Annotated in this window: 16 protein-coding genes; 3 read left to right on the forward strand and 13 right to left on the reverse strand. The window is 52.8% G+C overall.

The window, feature by feature from the left end:
• Window positions 1-68 precede the first annotated feature (68 nt).
• The 3 genes from ruvC to KO116_RS11240 all read right to left on the reverse strand — a co-directional run bounded on the left by ruvC (window position 69) and on the right by KO116_RS11240 (window position 2,855).
• Entirely contained in the window at window positions 69-632 is a 564-nt protein-coding gene (ruvC, locus tag KO116_RS11230; protein WP_035558259.1) for a crossover junction endodeoxyribonuclease RuvC, read from the reverse strand.
• A 76-nt stretch (window positions 633-708) separates the two neighbouring features.
• On the reverse strand, window positions 709-2,490 hold the full coding sequence (gene aspS, locus KO116_RS11235; protein WP_035558262.1) for an aspartate--tRNA ligase: 1,782 nt from the start codon (window positions 2,488-2,490) through the stop codon (window positions 709-711).
• A gap of 65 nt (window positions 2,491-2,555) precedes the next feature.
• Complete coding sequence (locus KO116_RS11240) at window positions 2,556-2,855, reverse strand: FmdB family zinc ribbon protein (RefSeq protein WP_035558265.1); 300 nt, start codon at window positions 2,853-2,855, stop codon at window positions 2,556-2,558.
• A gap of 238 nt (window positions 2,856-3,093) precedes the next feature.
• Between KO116_RS11240 and KO116_RS11245 the strand changes: the two genes are divergently transcribed.
• A complete protein-coding gene (locus KO116_RS11245) occupies window positions 3,094-4,035 on the forward strand; it encodes a D-2-hydroxyacid dehydrogenase (protein WP_035558268.1) in 942 nt (313 codons plus the stop codon).
• Between the two features lie 43 nt (window positions 4,036-4,078).
• Here the strand turns inward: KO116_RS11245 and KO116_RS11250 are convergent, their stop codons facing one another.
• Both KO116_RS11250 and KO116_RS11255 read right to left on the reverse strand, forming a co-directional pair.
• Window positions 4,079-4,354, reverse strand: a complete 276-nt coding sequence (locus KO116_RS11250; protein ID WP_035558272.1) for an acylphosphatase — start codon at window positions 4,352-4,354, stop codon at window positions 4,079-4,081.
• A 24-nt stretch (window positions 4,355-4,378) separates the two neighbouring features.
• Window positions 4,379-5,278: a YihY/virulence factor BrkB family protein gene (locus KO116_RS11255; protein WP_035558275.1), complete on the reverse strand. Its 900-nt coding sequence runs from the start codon at window positions 5,276-5,278 to the stop codon at window positions 4,379-4,381.
• Between the two features lie 141 nt (window positions 5,279-5,419).
• Between KO116_RS11255 and KO116_RS11260 the strand changes: the two genes are divergently transcribed.
• Entirely contained in the window at window positions 5,420-6,514 is a 1,095-nt protein-coding gene (locus KO116_RS11260) for a bifunctional nicotinamide-nucleotide adenylyltransferase/Nudix hydroxylase (RefSeq protein ID WP_035558278.1), read from the forward strand.
• Window positions 6,515-6,552: 38 nt separating this feature from the next.
• On the opposite strand, the gene KO116_RS11265 is transcribed toward KO116_RS11260, so the two are convergent.
• From KO116_RS11265 to KO116_RS11295, 7 genes are all read right to left on the reverse strand, one after another.
• Window positions 6,553-7,470 (reverse strand): LysR substrate-binding domain-containing protein, encoded by a 918-nt coding sequence (locus KO116_RS11265; protein ID WP_008957993.1) that lies wholly within the window; start codon window positions 7,468-7,470, stop codon window positions 6,553-6,555.
• 56 nt (window positions 7,471-7,526) lie between these two features.
• Window positions 7,527-8,945: a cardiolipin synthase gene (cls, locus tag KO116_RS11270; protein WP_035558280.1), complete on the reverse strand. Its 1,419-nt coding sequence runs from the start codon at window positions 8,943-8,945 to the stop codon at window positions 7,527-7,529.
• Window positions 8,946-9,057: 112 nt separating this feature from the next.
• A complete protein-coding gene (locus tag KO116_RS11275) occupies window positions 9,058-10,563 on the reverse strand; it encodes a fumarate hydratase (protein WP_035558283.1) in 1,506 nt (501 codons plus the stop codon).
• Between the two features lie 219 nt (window positions 10,564-10,782).
• Window positions 10,783-11,604: an endonuclease VIII gene (gene nei / locus KO116_RS11280; RefSeq protein ID WP_035558286.1), complete on the reverse strand. Its 822-nt coding sequence runs from the start codon at window positions 11,602-11,604 to the stop codon at window positions 10,783-10,785.
• 4 nt (window positions 11,605-11,608) lie between these two features.
• Window positions 11,609-13,633 (reverse strand): excinuclease ABC subunit UvrB, encoded by a 2,025-nt coding sequence (uvrB, locus tag KO116_RS11285; protein ID WP_035558289.1) that lies wholly within the window; start codon window positions 13,631-13,633, stop codon window positions 11,609-11,611.
• Between the two features lie 36 nt (window positions 13,634-13,669).
• Complete coding sequence (locus tag KO116_RS11290) at window positions 13,670-14,077, reverse strand: OsmC family protein (RefSeq protein ID WP_035558292.1); 408 nt, start codon at window positions 14,075-14,077, stop codon at window positions 13,670-13,672.
• A complete protein-coding gene (locus KO116_RS11295) occupies window positions 14,077-14,274 on the reverse strand; it encodes a hypothetical protein (protein WP_035558295.1) in 198 nt (65 codons plus the stop codon). Before KO116_RS11295 ends, KO116_RS11290 begins: the two co-directional genes overlap by 1 nt.
• A 174-nt stretch (window positions 14,275-14,448) precedes the next feature.
• On the opposite strand from KO116_RS11295, the gene ygfZ reads away from it, so the two are divergent.
• Window positions 14,449-15,435 carry a CAF17-like 4Fe-4S cluster assembly/insertion protein YgfZ gene (gene ygfZ, locus KO116_RS11300; protein WP_035558300.1) on the forward strand — a complete coding sequence of 329 codons (987 nt, stop codon included), beginning with the start codon at window positions 14,449-14,451 and terminating at the stop codon, window positions 15,433-15,435.
• Window positions 15,436-15,447: 12 nt separating this feature from the next.
• On the opposite strand, the gene KO116_RS11305 is transcribed toward ygfZ, so the two are convergent.
• A complete protein-coding gene (locus KO116_RS11305) occupies window positions 15,448-16,215 on the reverse strand; it encodes a TatD family hydrolase (RefSeq protein WP_035558302.1) in 768 nt (255 codons plus the stop codon).
• Window positions 16,216-16,221 lie beyond the last annotated feature (6 nt).

The following is a 16,221-nucleotide window of genomic DNA, read 5'->3' on the forward strand; positions in this document are numbered from 1 at the left end:
GAAAAACAAACGTTTACTATAAAGCGACTCTGTACAGGTGACCAGTAGTTCACCAACACAGCAAGGAATTAAAGTCGCCAGCGGCCCGTGGAGCGGCGGCGACCCCGTGCTGGCGACGCAGGCGAGTCGCTACTGTTATAGGCATGAGCGTTATAAGCATGCGTTAGCGCAATGGCTAATGCATCCGCGGCATCGGCCTGAGGTGTGGCGGAAAGCTGCAGAATAGCGGTCACCATATGCTGCACCTGCTCTTTATCCGCTCCTCCTTGGCCAGTGACTGACTGCTTGATTTGACGCGCGGCATACTCGGCTAGGCTTAACCCATGATTGGCCATGCAAACCAGGGCCGCTCCTCGTGCTTGACCTAGCTTTAGTGCGGAATCAGGATTTTTGGCCATAAACACCCGCTCGATGGCGACTTGATCCGGGCAATGCAAACCGACCACTTCGCTAAGACCCGCATAAATCTGCGCCAAACGCTGCTCTAGAGCCCCTTCCGCGGTACGGATACAGCCACTCGCCACGTAGCAGGGCTTCACACCGACCACATCGATTACCCCATAACCTGTGATTCGCGATCCAGGATCGATGCCCAGGATACGGATCGTGCTGGCCGGCTTTTGTTCATCCATGTCATCGAAACTCGTGGTGGCTATATACAAAAACACCGACGCCGGGGCGTCGGTGGTAGGCACTCAAACAACCAGTTTACTCAGTGGCTGTTTCTGGCTTGGCTTTCTGGCGGAGGCGGATATTCAAATCCTTTAACTGCTCAGGACTGACTTCACCCGGAGCATTGGTCATTAAGCATGCAGCGCTTTGGGTTTTCGGGAAGGCAATAACTTCACGAATGGTTTTAGCCCCCACCATCAACATGACCAGGCGATCCAAACCGAAAGCTAAGCCACCATGGGGCGGTGCGCCGTACTGGAGCGCATCCAACAAGAAGCCAAATTTCTCTTGAGCCTCTTCTTCACCAATCCCCAGAATCTCGAAAACGGTGCTCTGCATGGTCTGATCGTGGATACGAATAGACCCACCGCCCAGCTCTGTACCGTTGAGCACCATATCGTAAGCGCGCGACAGAGCCTTAGCTGGATCAGCCTTTAACTCTTCTGGGCTGCAAGAGGGTGCTGTGAAGGGGTGGTGAAGCGGGCTAAGACGACCGTTGTCGTCAGCTTCAAACATTGGGAAGTCGACGACCCATAGCGGCGCCCACTCCTGCGTGTAGAGCTCCAGGTCAGCCCCTAACTTAACGCGCAGCGCGCCAATGGCTTCGTTGACGATACGTGTTTTATCGGCACCGAAGAAGATGATGTCGCCATCTTCTGCGCCCACACGATCAAGCAACTCTGCAACGATATTTTCCATGAACTTGACGATCGGCGACTGCAGACCCTCAAGCCCTTTCGCGCGCTCGTTGACTTTGATCCACGCCAAGCCTTTGGCGCCGTATATGCCGACAAACTTGGTGTATTCATCGATCTCTTTGCGCGAAAGCTTGGCACCACCGGGGACTTTCAGCGCGGCAACACGGCCATCATCTGCGCTGGCGGGACCAGAGAAGACTTTGAAATCGACCTGCTGCATAAGGTCATCAACATCGGTCAATTCCAACGGAATGCGTAGATCCGGCTTGTCAGAACCAAAACGATCCATCGCTTCCTGCCAGGTCATGCGCGGAAACTCTGGTAATTCGGCTTTCAGCACATCCTGGTACAGCTGACGAATCATGGTTTCAGTAATGCCCATGATGTCGCTCTCTTCCACGAACGACGCCTCGATATCAATCTGCGTAAACTCAGGCTGACGGTCGGCGCGTAGGTCTTCATCGCGGAAGCACTTGGCAATCTGGTAATAGCGGTCAAAGCCAGCCACCATCAACAGCTGTTTAAACAACTGCGGTGATTGCGGCAAGGCAAAGAAGCTGCCTGCGTGGGTACGGCTCGGGACGAGATAATCACGCGCACCTTCAGGGGTGGCGCGAGTGAGTACCGGTGTCTCGATATCCAGGAAGCCCTGGTTTTCGAGGTACGCGCGTACGTTGTGTGAAATACGCGAACGCAGGCGCAGTTTCTCGATCATATCCGGGCGACGCAGGTCGATATAGCGGTGCTTAAGACGCACCTCTTCACCGACTTTGCCATGCTCATCAAGCTGAAAAGGCGGCGTAATCGCTGTATTAAGTACTTCGACGTCCTTCGCCAGCACTTCAATCATGCCTGTTGGCATGTTGGGGTTTTGAGTACCTTCAGGGCGCAGCCGAACGCGTCCAGTGATGCGCAGGACATACTCACTACGGGCACGGTCGGCAGTGGCGAACGCCTCGGCGGTATCAGGGTCGACAACGAATTGAGCGATGCCATCGCGATCGCGCATATCGAGGAAAATGACCCCACCGTGGTCGCGGCGGCGATGAACCCATCCGCATACCGTAACCGTTTGATCCACCAAAGTTTCGTTTAGCTGGCCGCAATAATGGCTGCGCATGTCAAATCCTGTTCTGTTACGTGGCAATTAGTGTGTCGCGGGCGTCCCGATCCTGACTGCCGCAGCTATGCCGCGGCGCCTTTGTCGCTGGGAGTAACGCTCTTGGGGGTAGCGCTGGTATCGCTTGATTTAGCGGTATCTGCAGAAGCAGTTTTGCCGTCAGCAACCAGATTCTTTTTGCTACCCGTTTTGAAATCGGTTTCATACCAACCACCGCCGGCTAAGCGGAAGCCCGCTGCCGAGACAAGTCGTTCCAAGCCATCGCTTTGGCATGCAGGGCAATCCTTGAGAGGATCGGCACTAATTTTTTGCAATTTTTCCAGGCGATGGCCACAGGCCTTGCACTCATATTCATAGATGGGCATGTTAATGGCTCCTAAAAAGCTCAACCCTGACAAACTACGTTCTTTTAAGACCCAGTCCCGATAGATCCAGAACTGAAAGAAAAGAATAGTGGCGAACACAAACGCTGCTAGGCTGCCAATATGTGGCCAGTCGGGATAAATTCCAAGGCTGCGGTTGATAAAGCGCCGCCATTATACCCTTTTGTGACCCCTGCCGAGCAAGGTTATGCAGCCTTCGGTAACTATTGGAGAGAATAAAATGCCTCATGCGGTGATACTGGACGCACAAAGCCTAGGCCCTGAGATCAATTTAAGCGCCATTAAAGAGTCGGTCTCACACCTTGAGGTGTTTGAGCAAAGTACGACTCAGCAGGCGCTTGAGCGCCTTACTAACGCCGATATTGCGATCGTAAACAAAGTAGTGCTGGACGCTGAGACCCTGCAGCAGTTGCCTAAACTGCGATTAATATGCGTATTAGCGACAGGCCTTAACAATATCGACCTAAATACCGCCAAAGAGCAGGGTATCGCGGTTAAAAATGTTGCTGCTTACGGCACCGCCAGCGTGTCCCAGCACACCTTGATGTTGATGCTTGCGCTGGCCAATCGGCTTCCACGCTACCAGCGTGATGTCGCTGCAGGTGAATGGCAGCGCAGCGCCTTCTTCTGTTTGCAGGATTATCCTACGTTACAGCTATCGGGCAAGCATTTAGTAATGGTGGGTCAAGGCGAACTCGGCACAGAAGTGGCGCGTCTGGCAGAGGCCTTTGGTATGCAAGTGACGTTTGCTGCTCGCCCAGGCAATGAAGCGAATGATGAGCGCCCTGCCCTGGATGAGCTACTTCCCGATGCCGATGTTATCAGCTTGCACTGTCCTTTGAGCGACGCCACCAAACATTTGATAAATCAAGAGCGCTTGTCTCGCGTTAAGCCCTCGCTGCTATTGGTCAACTGCGCCCGCGGCGGCGTTATCGATGAAATCGCCGCGCTCGAAGCACTGCGCAATGGAAAGCTTGGTGGGCTGGGCGTTGATGTACTACCTGCTGAACCGCCTAGAGAGGGGCACCCACTGCTGGACGCTCTCAACGAATCGCTGAACTTAATCGTTACTCCTCACAACGCGTGGATAACGCCGGAAGCCCGCCAAAATATTGTTAGCCTGACGGCTAACAATATACGTGATTGGAAAGACGCTTCTTAACTTTGAAAATACATTCTGACTTACCATAGGGCCTTCAATGGCCCTATTGGGTGCCAAAGTGGCTAGGTGCGCGGCAATTATCGAGCACATCGAGCTCAACGTGAGTGACGCGTGCCCCTTCTGACCCTTGCCATAGCCATTCACTTAACAGCTTGACGGCGTCGGTATGCCCACACATAAGCACCTCGACGCGTCCATCGGGTAGATTTTTGGCGTAACCGGTAATGTTGTATTGAAGCGCTTTCTCTTGAGTAGCGCGACGATACCAGACGCCCTGTACTTTACCCGTGACCACGGCGCGTACGCAGCAATTCGTCATATCTCCTCCCTTACTACCCGCACTTTACACATACTCGTGCTTAATCAACACCGCGCTATTGCGCGGAATCAATGGTCGTCCTCGGCGCAGCAATAAAGAACGAGTGAATGCTGCCCCGAATAGCAGTATTAGCGAACTGTAGTAGACCCAGAGCAAGATCATTACCACTGACCCGGCTGCCCCGTAAGTAGAGGCTGTGGCTGTATAAGCCAAATAAACTGAGATAACACTGCGTCCTATGGTGAACAGGACGGCTGTCACAACAGCGCCAATCAGCACGTCCTGCCAGCGAAGCACCACATCGGGAAGCACCTTAAAAATAGTTGCAAATAGCATTGTCACCATGGCGACTGAAATAAGTGATTCAAGCGTCGTGGTAAATAGACTAGCAAATGGGAGCAGGTTATCCGCCGCTAAAAGCATACCGCGCAATACGACCCCTAACACTAATGAAACAAGCAGTATAAAGCCAATAGAAAGCACGACCGTCAGCGATAGCAATCGGCTCTTGATAAACCGTAAAGCGCTATTTGAGGTCGGCTTTGCAGTGACGCCCCAAATCGTATTGAGTGAGAACTGCATCTGAGCGAAGACCGTTGTAGCACCTACGACTAGTGCGCCCACACCCAATAATGTGGGTAGTAAACCCGACTCTTCTATTCTGGACTGAGCAACGGCTTCTTGTATGGCGACGGCGGCATCCATGCCTAAAGTGCCCTGCAGTTGAGCGACTATTTGTCCCTGAGCGGCCTCTTCTCCCATCACAACACCGATGACCGTGACTGCAATAATAATCGTGGGTGCCAGTGAGAAAAGCGTATAAAACGCGAGCGAAGCCGCATAGCTAAACGCATTGCGTTCCAGCCATAATGAGGTGGCGTCTTGGGTGACTTTCCACCAAAAATTAGCCGCACGTTTTATCATATCCACTCCCTGTGTCGTTGGTATAAGGCTAATTTTAAACGTAATCAACAGCCTATTTTTTCTAGCATACCTAACCACAGCTTTTAGCGCAGTTTTCTGGTACGTTGACCCCTAACATCACCAAACCAAAAGGAAGCTTGGATGGCCACCGATATTGCGCGCTCTACTACCGCCTGCGATTTCGACTGTTTGGTGTTTATTGGTCGCTTTCAACCACCTCACCTTGGCCACTTGGCGATTATTCGAGAAGCACTAAAACGCGCGCGGCAAGTGATTGTACTGGTGGGCTCTGCGTGGCAAGCACGCTCATTGCGTAACCCGTGGCGATTTGACGAACGCCAAGCCATGCTCCGCTCAGGGTTTGATGAGGCTGATAATCAACGCTTAGAGATTACCCCGCTACTGGACGCACTCTACAATGATGATGTCTGGGTGCGCGATGTTCAGCGCAAAGTGCGTGATTTAGCCGCCCCTGCCAATGCCCGCCTACCGCGCATTGGTTTGATTGGAGCCAGTCGCGGACAGTCTAGCTACTACCTGTCGCTATTCCCTCAATGGGAGTCGGTCAGTGTACCGTCGGTAGAAGGGATTTCAGCGAGTCAAATTCGTGAGCGCCTGTTCCGTTCGCCTAGCTCCACCGATGACTACTTGAGTACGGGGGCTTACCACGACCTGCCCCCCGGCGTTGTCGAAAGTGTAAAGAAGTTTTGCCACGTCAGCGCCTATAAGCGCCTGCTGGAAGAGCAGCAGTTATTGGATCAATACCGTCAGGCGTGGGCCCATGCGCCCTACCCGCCTATTTTTGTCACAGTAAATGCAGTCGTGGTGCAGTCGGGTCATGTATTGCTGGTACGGCGTACGGCGGCACCGGGTAAAGGACTTTACGCCCTGCCAGGCGGATTTATTAATCCTCATGAGCGTTTACTCGATGCCTGTTTGCGTGAACTGCGCGAACGGTTGCGATTAAAAGTCCCCGAGCCTGTGCTTAAGGGGTCACTACGTGGCCAGCGGCTGTTTGATGAACCCCACCGCAGTTGGCGCGGGCGCACTTTGGCAGAAGCTTTCTACTTTGCGTTACGTCCAGACCAGCAGTTGCCTCGCTTAAAGCCTGTTAAAGGGGGAGATCATGCGCGCTGGGTGGCACTTGCTGACCTTGAACCTGAGAGCTTGTTTGAAGACCACTTTTTTATTATTCAGAATTTTCTCGGGCTGCCTGCCGATTTTGGCAGCAGCTAAAAAACTCAAGGGATTAGAAAGGCACACGCTTGAGACGTTTATGCCTGCAGGAAATCCCTGGGTAATTTCATCATTTGCCGCCATAAACGCTCCACGCCGGGCTTATGCACCATTGAGCAGCGGTATAAGCGAATTTCTAAGGGAATGTCCCAGCTCGGGTCGCCCGCCCTGACCAAGCGGCCGCTTTTTAATTCCTCACGAATACAGAAATCAGGTATCCAGGCAACGCCTACCCCTTGCAGCACCATCCCTTTCAGGCCTTCGGCCATGGCCGTTTCATACACGGTACGCAGCTTCATGCGTAGCGGATCATTCTTCAGCAGCATACGCACACTGCGCCCCAAAAATGCACCCTGCGTATAGGAAAGGTAAGGGATGGAAGTGTCATGCTGAAGGGAAAATTTAGCTTTTCCCTGTGCATCGGGTAGCGAGACGGGTAGCATATTGACCTTACCGATCGAGAAGGAAGGAAACACTTCGGCATCGAGCTGCATGGTGGCAAAGGGGTCGTAATAAGCCAGCATTAAATCGCAATTGCCTTCACGTAGCACATGTATCGCCTCACCTACGTTCATTGCCACTAGGCGTGTCGGCAATTCGCCTAAGCCCTGTTGTAAACGGGAAATCCAAGGCGGATAAAAGCTTAATGCCAGGGAGTGAGCGGCGACAATATCCAGCGCTTCATTGGCAATCGAAAGACCACGCAAATGGCTAAGCGATTCGTTTAACTGTTCGACCAAATTACGGGCGGTAACTAAAAACAGCTGCCCTTCCGGTGTTAGCCCAACAGGGGTAGTTGAACGATCGACAAGAGTGACATCAACGGCCTGCTCCAGTGCACGAATGCGCCGACTAAATGCAGGCTGCGTTACGTGGCGCTGTCGAGCTGATGCAGAGAAGCTGCGTGTGCTGGCAAGTGCTACGAAATCTTCTAGCCATTTTGTTTCGAGATTCACCCCAGGACTCCTTGTCTCACCCTTCGTGCATGCATATTGTTTTCCTATTTTGCGGTCTATTGGACGGGCGCCATTAAATAGGCAGCACGTGATACGACTTTCATCCACATTGAGCGCTGGTTGATTTCATCAATGCTGACCCGGCGGCATTGTGAAAAGTCATTTTCCAGCATAACTTCCACGCTAGCAGCAAAGTCTTGGTTAGGGATAAAGGCGGTTATTTCAAAATTTAACCGAAATGAACGGTTATCCAGATTTACGGTGCCAACTGTGGCTGCACTGTTATCTACAAGCATTACTTTTTGATGTAAAAATCCAGGAAGATAACGGTATATTTTTACGCCTGCTCTTAACATATCAGGTAGAAACGAGAAGGCTGATAGGAAAACCAATAAGTGATCTGGTCGTTCGGGAATCATGACACGTACATCTACTCCGCGCATGGCCGCAAGTCGCAGTGCATCCTGAACCCCTTGGTCAGGAACAAAGTAAGGACTGGTCACCCATAGGCGCTGTTTTGCGCTATGAATAACCTGTTGTACCAGCAGGCTGGCAGTATCCTGACGATCTGCAGGCCCAGAGGGCACAATAACTACATGATGATCAGTTGAAGAAGACGTCTCAGCCATCCAGTTCAGGCTAATCACTTCATCGGTAGCCCAGTGCCAATCTTCCCAAAACGCTTCTTGTAAGCCCAATACACTGGGACCTTCAAGTTTTAAGTGGGTGTCACGCCAAGGGCCATGCCGAGGATCTTTGCCTAAATATTCAACCCCAATATTAAAGCCTCCTATCCAGCCCTCTTTGCCATCGATGACCGTTACTTTGCGATGATTCCGGAAGTTAAGCTGAAAACGGTGCTTAAAGCCCCTTGATGAACGAAAAGCACTTACGGCTACCCCATCACTGATTAAATCATTTAGGTAACCATCATTTAATTGACGACTCCCCACCTCATCGTAGAGAAAATAGACGCGCACGCCACGCTGGGCAGCGTGTTGTAAATGCTGTTTCAAGCGCTGTCCGAGAGCATCGCCGCGGACAATAAAAAACTGTATCAATACATACTGTTCGGCACGATCAATGCCGTCAAAAAGGCTTTCAAAGGTCACTGGCCCGTCGATTAATAACGTGGCGTGATTACCATAGGTTAAGGGCATCATGGCAAGCTGCTCAACCGCCTGAATATCTGCATTACTAGAGGGCGCCACAAAAGGCTCTACATTAGCTCGGTAACGTACCAGCACGCGGCGTAGAACAGTGTCACGCTGCCCCCGTGCAGAGACATAGCCATAAAATCGCGGCCGTCCAAAAAACCAGTAAGCAGGAAGCGCCACGTAAGGGAAAGTCAGCAGCGATATAATCCACGCAACGGCCCCTTGAGAGGTGCGACTGGACATCAATGCCATAATCGCCGAAACGATTCCCAGCAGATGAATCAATAAGATGCTGGTCCCTAGCAACCAGGAGGTCATAGCCACGTCCTTAAAAAGCCCTCACAAAGAACAAGGCCTCGCCGTCAGCGAGGCCTTTATGCGCTTAAAAAGCAAGGCGTTCAAAGCCTAATCAACCTTCTTACCACTTTTGCTACGCTGACTGAGCAATAATCTCTTTCCACTTCGCAGGTCCGGTTTGATGCACTGATGTGCCCAGACTATCGACAGCTACCGTCACCGGCATATCTTCGACCTCGAATTCGTAGATCGCTTCCATGCCTAAATCTTCAAAGCCGACGACTCGGGATTTTTTAATCGCTTGGGCAACCAGATAAGCTGCACCCCCTACCGCCATTAAGTACACCGCCTCATTGTCACGAATAGCATCAATGGCGATTTGGCCACGCTCTGCCTTTCCTACCATACCTAACAGGCCAGTTTCTTCTAGCATGGTGCGGGTAAATTTATCCATTCGCGTGGCGGTTGTTGGGCCTGCGGGCCCCACCACTTCATCACCGATAGGATCAACCGGGCCCACGTAATAAATGAAGCGCCCTTTCATATCAACAGGCAGCGGCTCACCTTTGGCTAACATATCCACCATACGCTTATGGGCAGCGTCACGGCCGGTTAACAGCTTACCGTTCAGCAGTAGCGTATCGCCTGGCTGCCAGGTTTTGACCTCAGCGGGCGTTACGGTGTCAAGATTGACACGCTTGACGTTATCGCCTGCTTCGCGAGTGATTTCCGGCCAGTCCTCAAGCTTCGGGGCTTTTAGCGCCGCAGGGCCTGAGCCATCCAGGCTGAAGTGGGCGTGACGGGTTGCTGCGCAATTGGGAATAATCGCTACAGGCTTATTGGCGGCATGGGTTGGATAGTCTTTTACTTTAATATCCAGCACGGTGGTTAAGCCGCCTAACCCTTGCGCGCCAATACCGCTCTTATTGACCTTATCGAACAGTTCTAAGCGTATCTCTTCGGCGCGATTACTGGGCCCGCGAGCCTGTAGATCCTGAATATCGATGGGATCCAGTAGCGCCTCTTTGGCAATCATCATCGCTTTTTCAGCGGTGCCGCCGATGCCAATGCCCAGCATACCGGGCGGACACCAGCCTGCGCCCATCTTCGGCAGCTGTTCCATTACCCAATCCACGACGCTGTCGGAAGGATTAAGCATGGCAAATTTGGACTTGGCTTCACTACCACCGCCCTTCGCAGCCACGTGAATATCCACGCTGTCACCAGGCACAATCTGATGATGGATAATGGCGGGAGTGTTGTCTTTGGTGTTGGCCCGCTTACCGTCAGGGTCGGCCAGTACTGAGGCGCGCAGGACATTATCAGGCAGCAAATAAGCGCGACGGACACCTTCGTTGACCATGTCATCCAGGCTCATGTCCGCTTCCCAGGTAACGTTCATGCCCACGTGAACAAACACGGTGACGATGCCGGTGTCCTGGCAAATCGGGCGATGCCCGGTGGCGCACATACGCGAATTAATCAGAATTTGCGCAATAGCGTCTTTCGCAGCGGGGTTCTCTTCACGCTCGTAGGCGGCCGCCATGGCGTCGATGAAATCTTTGGGATGGTAGTAAGAGATGTACTGCAGAGCATCGGCAACGCTTTGAATAACGTCGTCCTGGCGAATCACGGTCATGGACTAACAGCTCCTAGGTTATCGTCTAGTCAGCGGCATTCTTGCGCATCGGCGCAGGTGCCGTCTTAGCGTGTAGCCAGTATACCGTATTGCCCTGCTGTCGGCAGCACTCCTCGGTAGTGTCTTGGCTACAGAAATTAGTGCTTTAGTAATTCTTGGCAGCAAACAAGATAACGGTATAAATGCTCAATAAAGCGTGGTATTAACTCTTCGAAGCTATTAACTGCCTTGGCAATGCGGGCAATAGTAGAGCCTTCGCGATCCCATCATTCGGCGCTCGATCACCGCACCACAGCGGTGGCACTCGAGACCTGCGCGATCGAATACCGCAAAACGCCACTGCTTACGTGACTCACCCGCTGCTTTAGCCTGTTCAATCCAGGCCTCTTGATTGGTCACACCTGCGGTTTGGTACGCTTGCCGAGTTGTCTCGATAATAAAGTGCGCAAGCAATTGTTGTTGATTGGTGGTGAGATCTACCGGCCGAGCGCTGGCCGGCAACTGGGTAAAGAATAAGATTTCAGAGCGCAGATAATTGCCGAGCCCTGCCACTAATCCTTGATCGAGCAACAGCGCACCCAAGCTTCGCCGGTGAAACTGCTTGAGATTTAACCGCTGCAGAACATCCGTGGGGGTTACATCCTGGCTCAATAAATCAGGCCCTAAACGGGCCAAAAAAGGGTGCTCGGCGAGATTGTCGCAATGCCAAAGCGAGATATCGGAAGCGCTGTAAAGACTTGCGCAGCGCCCTTCTGCCGTCAAACGAACGCGTAACGTGCGCTTTGTGTCGGGAGGTTTATCCTCACTATGCAGCTTCCAAACCCCATAGAGTTGATTATGTGAGTAAAGTACCCGCTCATCAGCAAACCGGATCAGCATTGCTTTGCCACGCGTCTCTACCCGGGACACCTGAACACCAGTGAAAGAGTCTGCTTGGCTGGCCAGCTCGGGAAAGGCGAACCAAGCTTTGTCAATTACCCGCCCGCCTATCTGCTGCTGAACACGATCGGCCGCCCGACGAATTTCTGGCCCTTCTGGCATACTGCTAGCCCAGCGCCAGCTGTTTTTCTTTCATTTGATGGAGCTGATCGCGTAGCCGCGCCGCCTCTTCAAACTCCAGGTTTTGCGCTGCTTCGAACATGGCATCTTCAAGCTTGCTGATTGCGCCCAGCAGATCATGCTTATTCATGGTGGACACATCATATTCAGCGGCACTTTCCGCCACTTTACGTTCACTGCCGCGCCGACGGCTGTTCTTTTTGCCCGGCGCTTGGGCGGCTTCCAGAATATCGGACACCGAGCGCGTTATCGTCGTCGGCGTAATACCATGCTCTAGATTGTGCTCAGTCTGCTTCGCTCGCCGACGCTCGGTTTCATCGATGGCTTTGCGCATCGAGTCAGTAATCCGGTCGCCGTAGAGAATCGCCTTGCCGTGGGCGTTACGGGCAGCGCGACCAATCGTTTGTATCAATGAACGTTCAGCGCGGAGAAAGCCCTCTTTATCGGCATCCAAAATGGCCACCAGCGACACTTCGGGAATATCCAACCCTTCACGCAACAGGTTAATACCCACCAGCACATCAAACTTGCCCAAACGAAGGTCACGAATGATCTCAACACGCTCAACGGTATCGATATCCGAGTGCAGATAGCGAACCCGAATACCGTGCTCGTCAAAGTACTCGGTCAGGTCTTCTGCCATGCGCTTGGTTAACGTAGTGACCAGTACCCGCTCACCTACGGCGGTACGCAGACCAATTTCCGAAAGCAAATCATCTACCTGGGTGCTGGCCGGGCGCACCTCAATTTCAGGGTCCAACAGACCGGTAGGACGTACCACTTGCTCAACGATTTGACTGGCGTGTTCGCCCTCGTAGCGCCCAGGAGTGGCAGAGACAAAGATAGTCTGCGGGGAAATCGCTTCCCACTCCTCAAACTTCATGGGTCGGTTATCCAGCGCTGAAGGCAGTCGGAAACCATACTCCACCAATGTTTCTTTGCGCGAACGGTCACCTTTATACATGCCGCCTACTTGGGGCACGCTCACATGCGACTCATCGATAAACAGCAACGCATCATCGGGCAGGTAATCGAAAAATGTCGGCGGGGGCTCGCCGGGCGCACGCCCAGATAGATAGCGGGAATAGTTTTCAATGCCGTTGCAGTAGCCCAATTCCAGCATCATCTCGATGTCATAAAGCGTACGTTGCTCCAGGCGTTGCGCTTCGACTAGACGCTCATGCTTGCGCATCCACTCAAGTCGCTGTTTGAGCTCTTCTTTAATGGCATCAATGGCGCCTAGAATGGTTTCCCGCGGCGTCACGTAGTGCGATTTAGGGTAGATGGTCATACGCGGCACCTCGCCCTTGACGGCACCGGTCAACGGGTCGAACAAGCGAATCGTATCGATCTCGCTATCGAACAGCTCGACACGCACCGCTTCTTCATCAGAGTCAGCGGGGAAGATATCGATCACGTCACCACGTACCCGGTAGGTACCGCGCCGAAAGTCCATATCATTACGTGTATATTGCAGCTCGGCCAGCCGACGCAGGAAGGCGCGCTGATCGATCAATTCACCACGGGTAAAGTGGAGACGCATCTTTAGATACTGGTCCGGGTCACCCAGACCGTAAATGGCTGACACCGACACCACAATCAGCGCATCCCGGCGCTCCAGTAGCGCCTTAGTGGCCGAGAGGCGCATCTGCTCAATGTGGTCATTGATAGAGGCATCTTTCTCGATAAACGTATCAGACGAAGGCACATAGGCTTCCGGCTGATAGTAGTCGTAGTAGGAAACGAAATACTCTACCGCGTTATCCGGGAAAAACGCCTTGAACTCACCGTAAAGCTGGGCAGCAAGGGTCTTGTTAGGTGCCATCACAATGGTCGGGCGCTGCTGCTGTTCGACGATATTGGCCATGGTGAAAGTTTTGCCCGAGCCGGTAACGCCTAGCAGCGTTTGATGAGCAAGCCCTGATTCCAGGCCACTAATCAGCCCTTTAATGGCGGCTGGCTGGTCACCGGCAGGCTGAAATTTTGACTGTAATCGAAAGGCTTTGCTCATCGATGCTCCAAAAAAGGAAAACTATTTTAAGGGTAACTAAACAAGACGTGTCTCTATCTCAACCGTGGACTCGGTCATCAAACGCTGGATGGGACAACGATGGCTGATTTCTTCAAGCCTGGCGCGCTGCACAGGGTCATTAATACCGTGCAGTGTTAAGGCGACACCCAGTTTGTAAATACCTTTTCTTTCCTGACTATCATCGCGCTGTACCGTGACGGTCACTCCTTCAAGCGGCCATCCCTTACGCTTGGCGTACATTTGCACGGTAATTGCTTTACACGTGCCCAAGGCGATATCGAAATAGTCGTGCGGATCAGGGGCACTGCCCTCGCCGCCAACCACTGGCGGTACATCGGCATACAAAGCTTCCAGACCATCGACTTCAACACGCAGCCTAAAGGCATGGTTGCGCTCACTAATGACGCTAATGGGTATGTGCATTAGGATACCTTGATGCCAAGCTTGAGTTTTTCAATGGCGTTAATCAGCGTTTCACGCTTTGCACGCCCATCGATATCAGCCCCGTGGCGGCCGACCTCGGCGCTGTCAACACCGTCCAGCATCATGAGTGCTGTGGTAATTTTATTAACCTGCTCGACCGATTTAACACCCTGGAATGTTAATGATTGCTGCGCCATACCGTTTCCCTGCCTATTGGCCTATGCAAGACTCCTACGAGGGAAAGAGTCTAGCACGCTAATAGTGCCTTGCAATTAATGCCGACTGCCCGCACTTAAGGGCAATACATGCATATCCATTTGTCCGCAAGCTTAGAATGGCTGACAAATCACCACTTTGATCAGGAGTTTTTTATGGCGACCGTTACCTCACGCACTTCCGCCCTCGGCAGCGTCCGCCTTACTCACTTAGCCGCGCTGGATGTGAAAGGCGCCGATGCAGAAAAGTTCCTTCAAGGGCAGACTAGCGCCCAAGTCAACCTAGCCGATGGACACTTTGCGCCGCTGACCTGTTTCTGCACGCCTAAGGGCCGCATGCTAGCCAATGCCCAATTGCTGCGCATGGGGGAAAACCATTTTCGGCTGCTACTAAGCAGCACCCTGTTAGAGAGTTTAGCCAACCATCTTAAAAAATTCGCCGCCTTCTATAAGGCCGAATTGACGGCACTGCCTAACCTTACGTTCATCGGCACTGGCGACAATGCCCAATCACCTGCTGACCAGCTTGGCCTGCACTTTCCTGAGCAGAACTTTCCTGAGCAGGTTGGCACTCACAGCAACAATGACCAGCTCTGCGCGTTGCGTTACCCCGGTAGGACACCGAGATGGCTATTGTGTTTCGATCACGATATCAACGGCGATAAAATATCGATACAGGACGACGATGAAGGCCGTAACGCATGGCAGCTTGAGGATATTCGCAGTGGCTTAGCGTGGCTAACCGACGCCCAGCAAGATCACTTTTTACCGCAAATGCTTAACTGGGAAGCGTTAGGCGGGATTAGCTTCAAGAAAGGCTGCTATACCGGCCAGGAAGTTGTCGCTCGCGCCCACTTTCGCGGGCAGGTTAAAAAGCGTCTGATGCATATTAGCGTGGGGGCACAAGCGCTACCCGAAGTAGGCGCCAACCTGACGAACAGTGACGATAAAGCGGTGGGCGAAGTCGTGGTAAGCGCATTTAACGAGCAAGGCGACGTCGAGCTGCTTGCAGTAATGAGCACCAAGGTCATGGAAGAAACAGTGCCCGTATTTCTCGCAGGGGCGCCAGCCACTTTACTACCATTACCCTATACGATTGAGCGAGTTGACCCCGAACAGTTGGCGGTTGGCCTGAATAACTAGCCTTGCCGCTTTCTAAGCGTGAGGTAAGCCAAACAGCGTTGTGGCGTTATGACTGCTCATGGTCGCGACCTGTTCCAGCGTTTGACCGCGCAGGGCAGCCACCACACTACATACTTCCGCTACCCGGCACGGTTCATTACGCTTGCCCTGGTAGCCGCTAAGCGGCATATCAGGACTGTCGGTTTCAAGCACAAAAGCGTCATCGGGCAGTGCCTCAACGGTTCGCTGCAACCGCTTGGCACGCTCATAGGTTACCGCGCCGCCCAACCCCAGCTTGAAACCTAAATCGAGAAATTTCGTCGCCTGCTCAATAGAGCCTGAGAAAGCGTGAATTAACCCAGCTTGAGGTAGCGCAAGCTGGCGAAGTCGCTTGGCGACCTTATCGTTAGCATGAACGCAGTGCACCACTATCGGCAGTGAGTGATGCTTAGCGAGCCTCAATTGAGCATCAAAGTAATGCCACTGCGCGTCCAGCGTGTCGCTAAAGCGGCCATCAATTCCACACTCGCCCAACGCAACAGCTTCAGGATGCTCGCTCAGAGCTAGGTCGAGCGCCTCAAGGTCGGCCTCTTGATGCTGTTGCATAAAGTACGGATGAAGCCCCAGACAAACCGAGGTGTCATCCCGCTCGCCCAGCGCCAGCACCTGTTGCCAACGGGCCCGGGTTGTACCCGGCACCACGAAGCGCACCACACCCACCGCCTTGGCAGCCTCAAACACCTCAGTTCGATCATGATCGAACTCAGAAAAATCGAGATGGCAGTGCGCGTCGATTAACATATCAAT

The sequence above is a fragment of the Halomonas sp. KO116 genome (genome assembly GCF_000734975.2).
In the GTDB taxonomy this organism is placed as follows: Bacteria; Pseudomonadota; Gammaproteobacteria; order Pseudomonadales; family Halomonadaceae; genus Vreelandella; species Vreelandella glaciei.

What these genes read in the sequence shown, in the direction of transcription:
- KO116_RS11245 (WP_035558268.1), top strand. Translation starts at nt 3,094, where the DNA reads ATGCCTCATGCGGTGATACTGGACGCACAAAGCCTAGGCCCTGAGATC.
- KO116_RS11275 (WP_035558283.1), bottom strand. Translation starts at nt 10,563, where the DNA reads ATGACCGTGATTCGCCAGGACGACGTTATTCAAAGCGTTGCCGATGCT.
- uvrB (WP_035558289.1), bottom strand. Translation starts at nt 13,633, where the DNA reads ATGAGCAAAGCCTTTCGATTACAGTCAAAATTTCAGCCTGCCGGTGAC.
- KO116_RS11290 (WP_035558292.1), bottom strand. Translation starts at nt 14,077, where the DNA reads ATGCACATACCCATTAGCGTCATTAGTGAGCGCAACCATGCCTTTAGG.
- KO116_RS11250 (WP_035558272.1), bottom strand. Translation starts at nt 4,354, where the DNA reads ATGACGAATTGCTGCGTACGCGCCGTGGTCACGGGTAAAGTACAGGGC.
- nei (WP_035558286.1), bottom strand. Translation starts at nt 11,604, where the DNA reads ATGCCAGAAGGGCCAGAAATTCGTCGGGCGGCCGATCGTGTTCAGCAG.
- KO116_RS11255 (WP_035558275.1), bottom strand. Translation starts at nt 5,278, where the DNA reads ATGATAAAACGTGCGGCTAATTTTTGGTGGAAAGTCACCCAAGACGCC.
- KO116_RS11260 (WP_035558278.1), top strand. Translation starts at nt 5,420, where the DNA reads ATGGCCACCGATATTGCGCGCTCTACTACCGCCTGCGATTTCGACTGT.
- ruvC (WP_035558259.1), bottom strand. Translation starts at nt 632, where the DNA reads ATGGATGAACAAAAGCCGGCCAGCACGATCCGTATCCTGGGCATCGAT.
- ygfZ (WP_035558300.1), top strand. Translation starts at nt 14,449, where the DNA reads ATGGCGACCGTTACCTCACGCACTTCCGCCCTCGGCAGCGTCCGCCTT.
- cls (WP_035558280.1), bottom strand. Translation starts at nt 8,945, where the DNA reads ATGACCTCCTGGTTGCTAGGGACCAGCATCTTATTGATTCATCTGCTG.
- KO116_RS11240 (WP_035558265.1), bottom strand. Translation starts at nt 2,855, where the DNA reads ATGCCCATCTATGAATATGAGTGCAAGGCCTGTGGCCATCGCCTGGAA.
- aspS (WP_035558262.1), bottom strand. Translation starts at nt 2,490, where the DNA reads ATGCGCAGCCATTATTGCGGCCAGCTAAACGAAACTTTGGTGGATCAA.
- KO116_RS11295 (WP_035558295.1), bottom strand. Translation starts at nt 14,274, where the DNA reads ATGGCGCAGCAATCATTAACATTCCAGGGTGTTAAATCGGTCGAGCAG.
- KO116_RS11305 (WP_035558302.1), bottom strand. Translation starts at nt 16,215, where the DNA reads ATGTTAATCGACGCGCACTGCCATCTCGATTTTTCTGAGTTCGATCAT.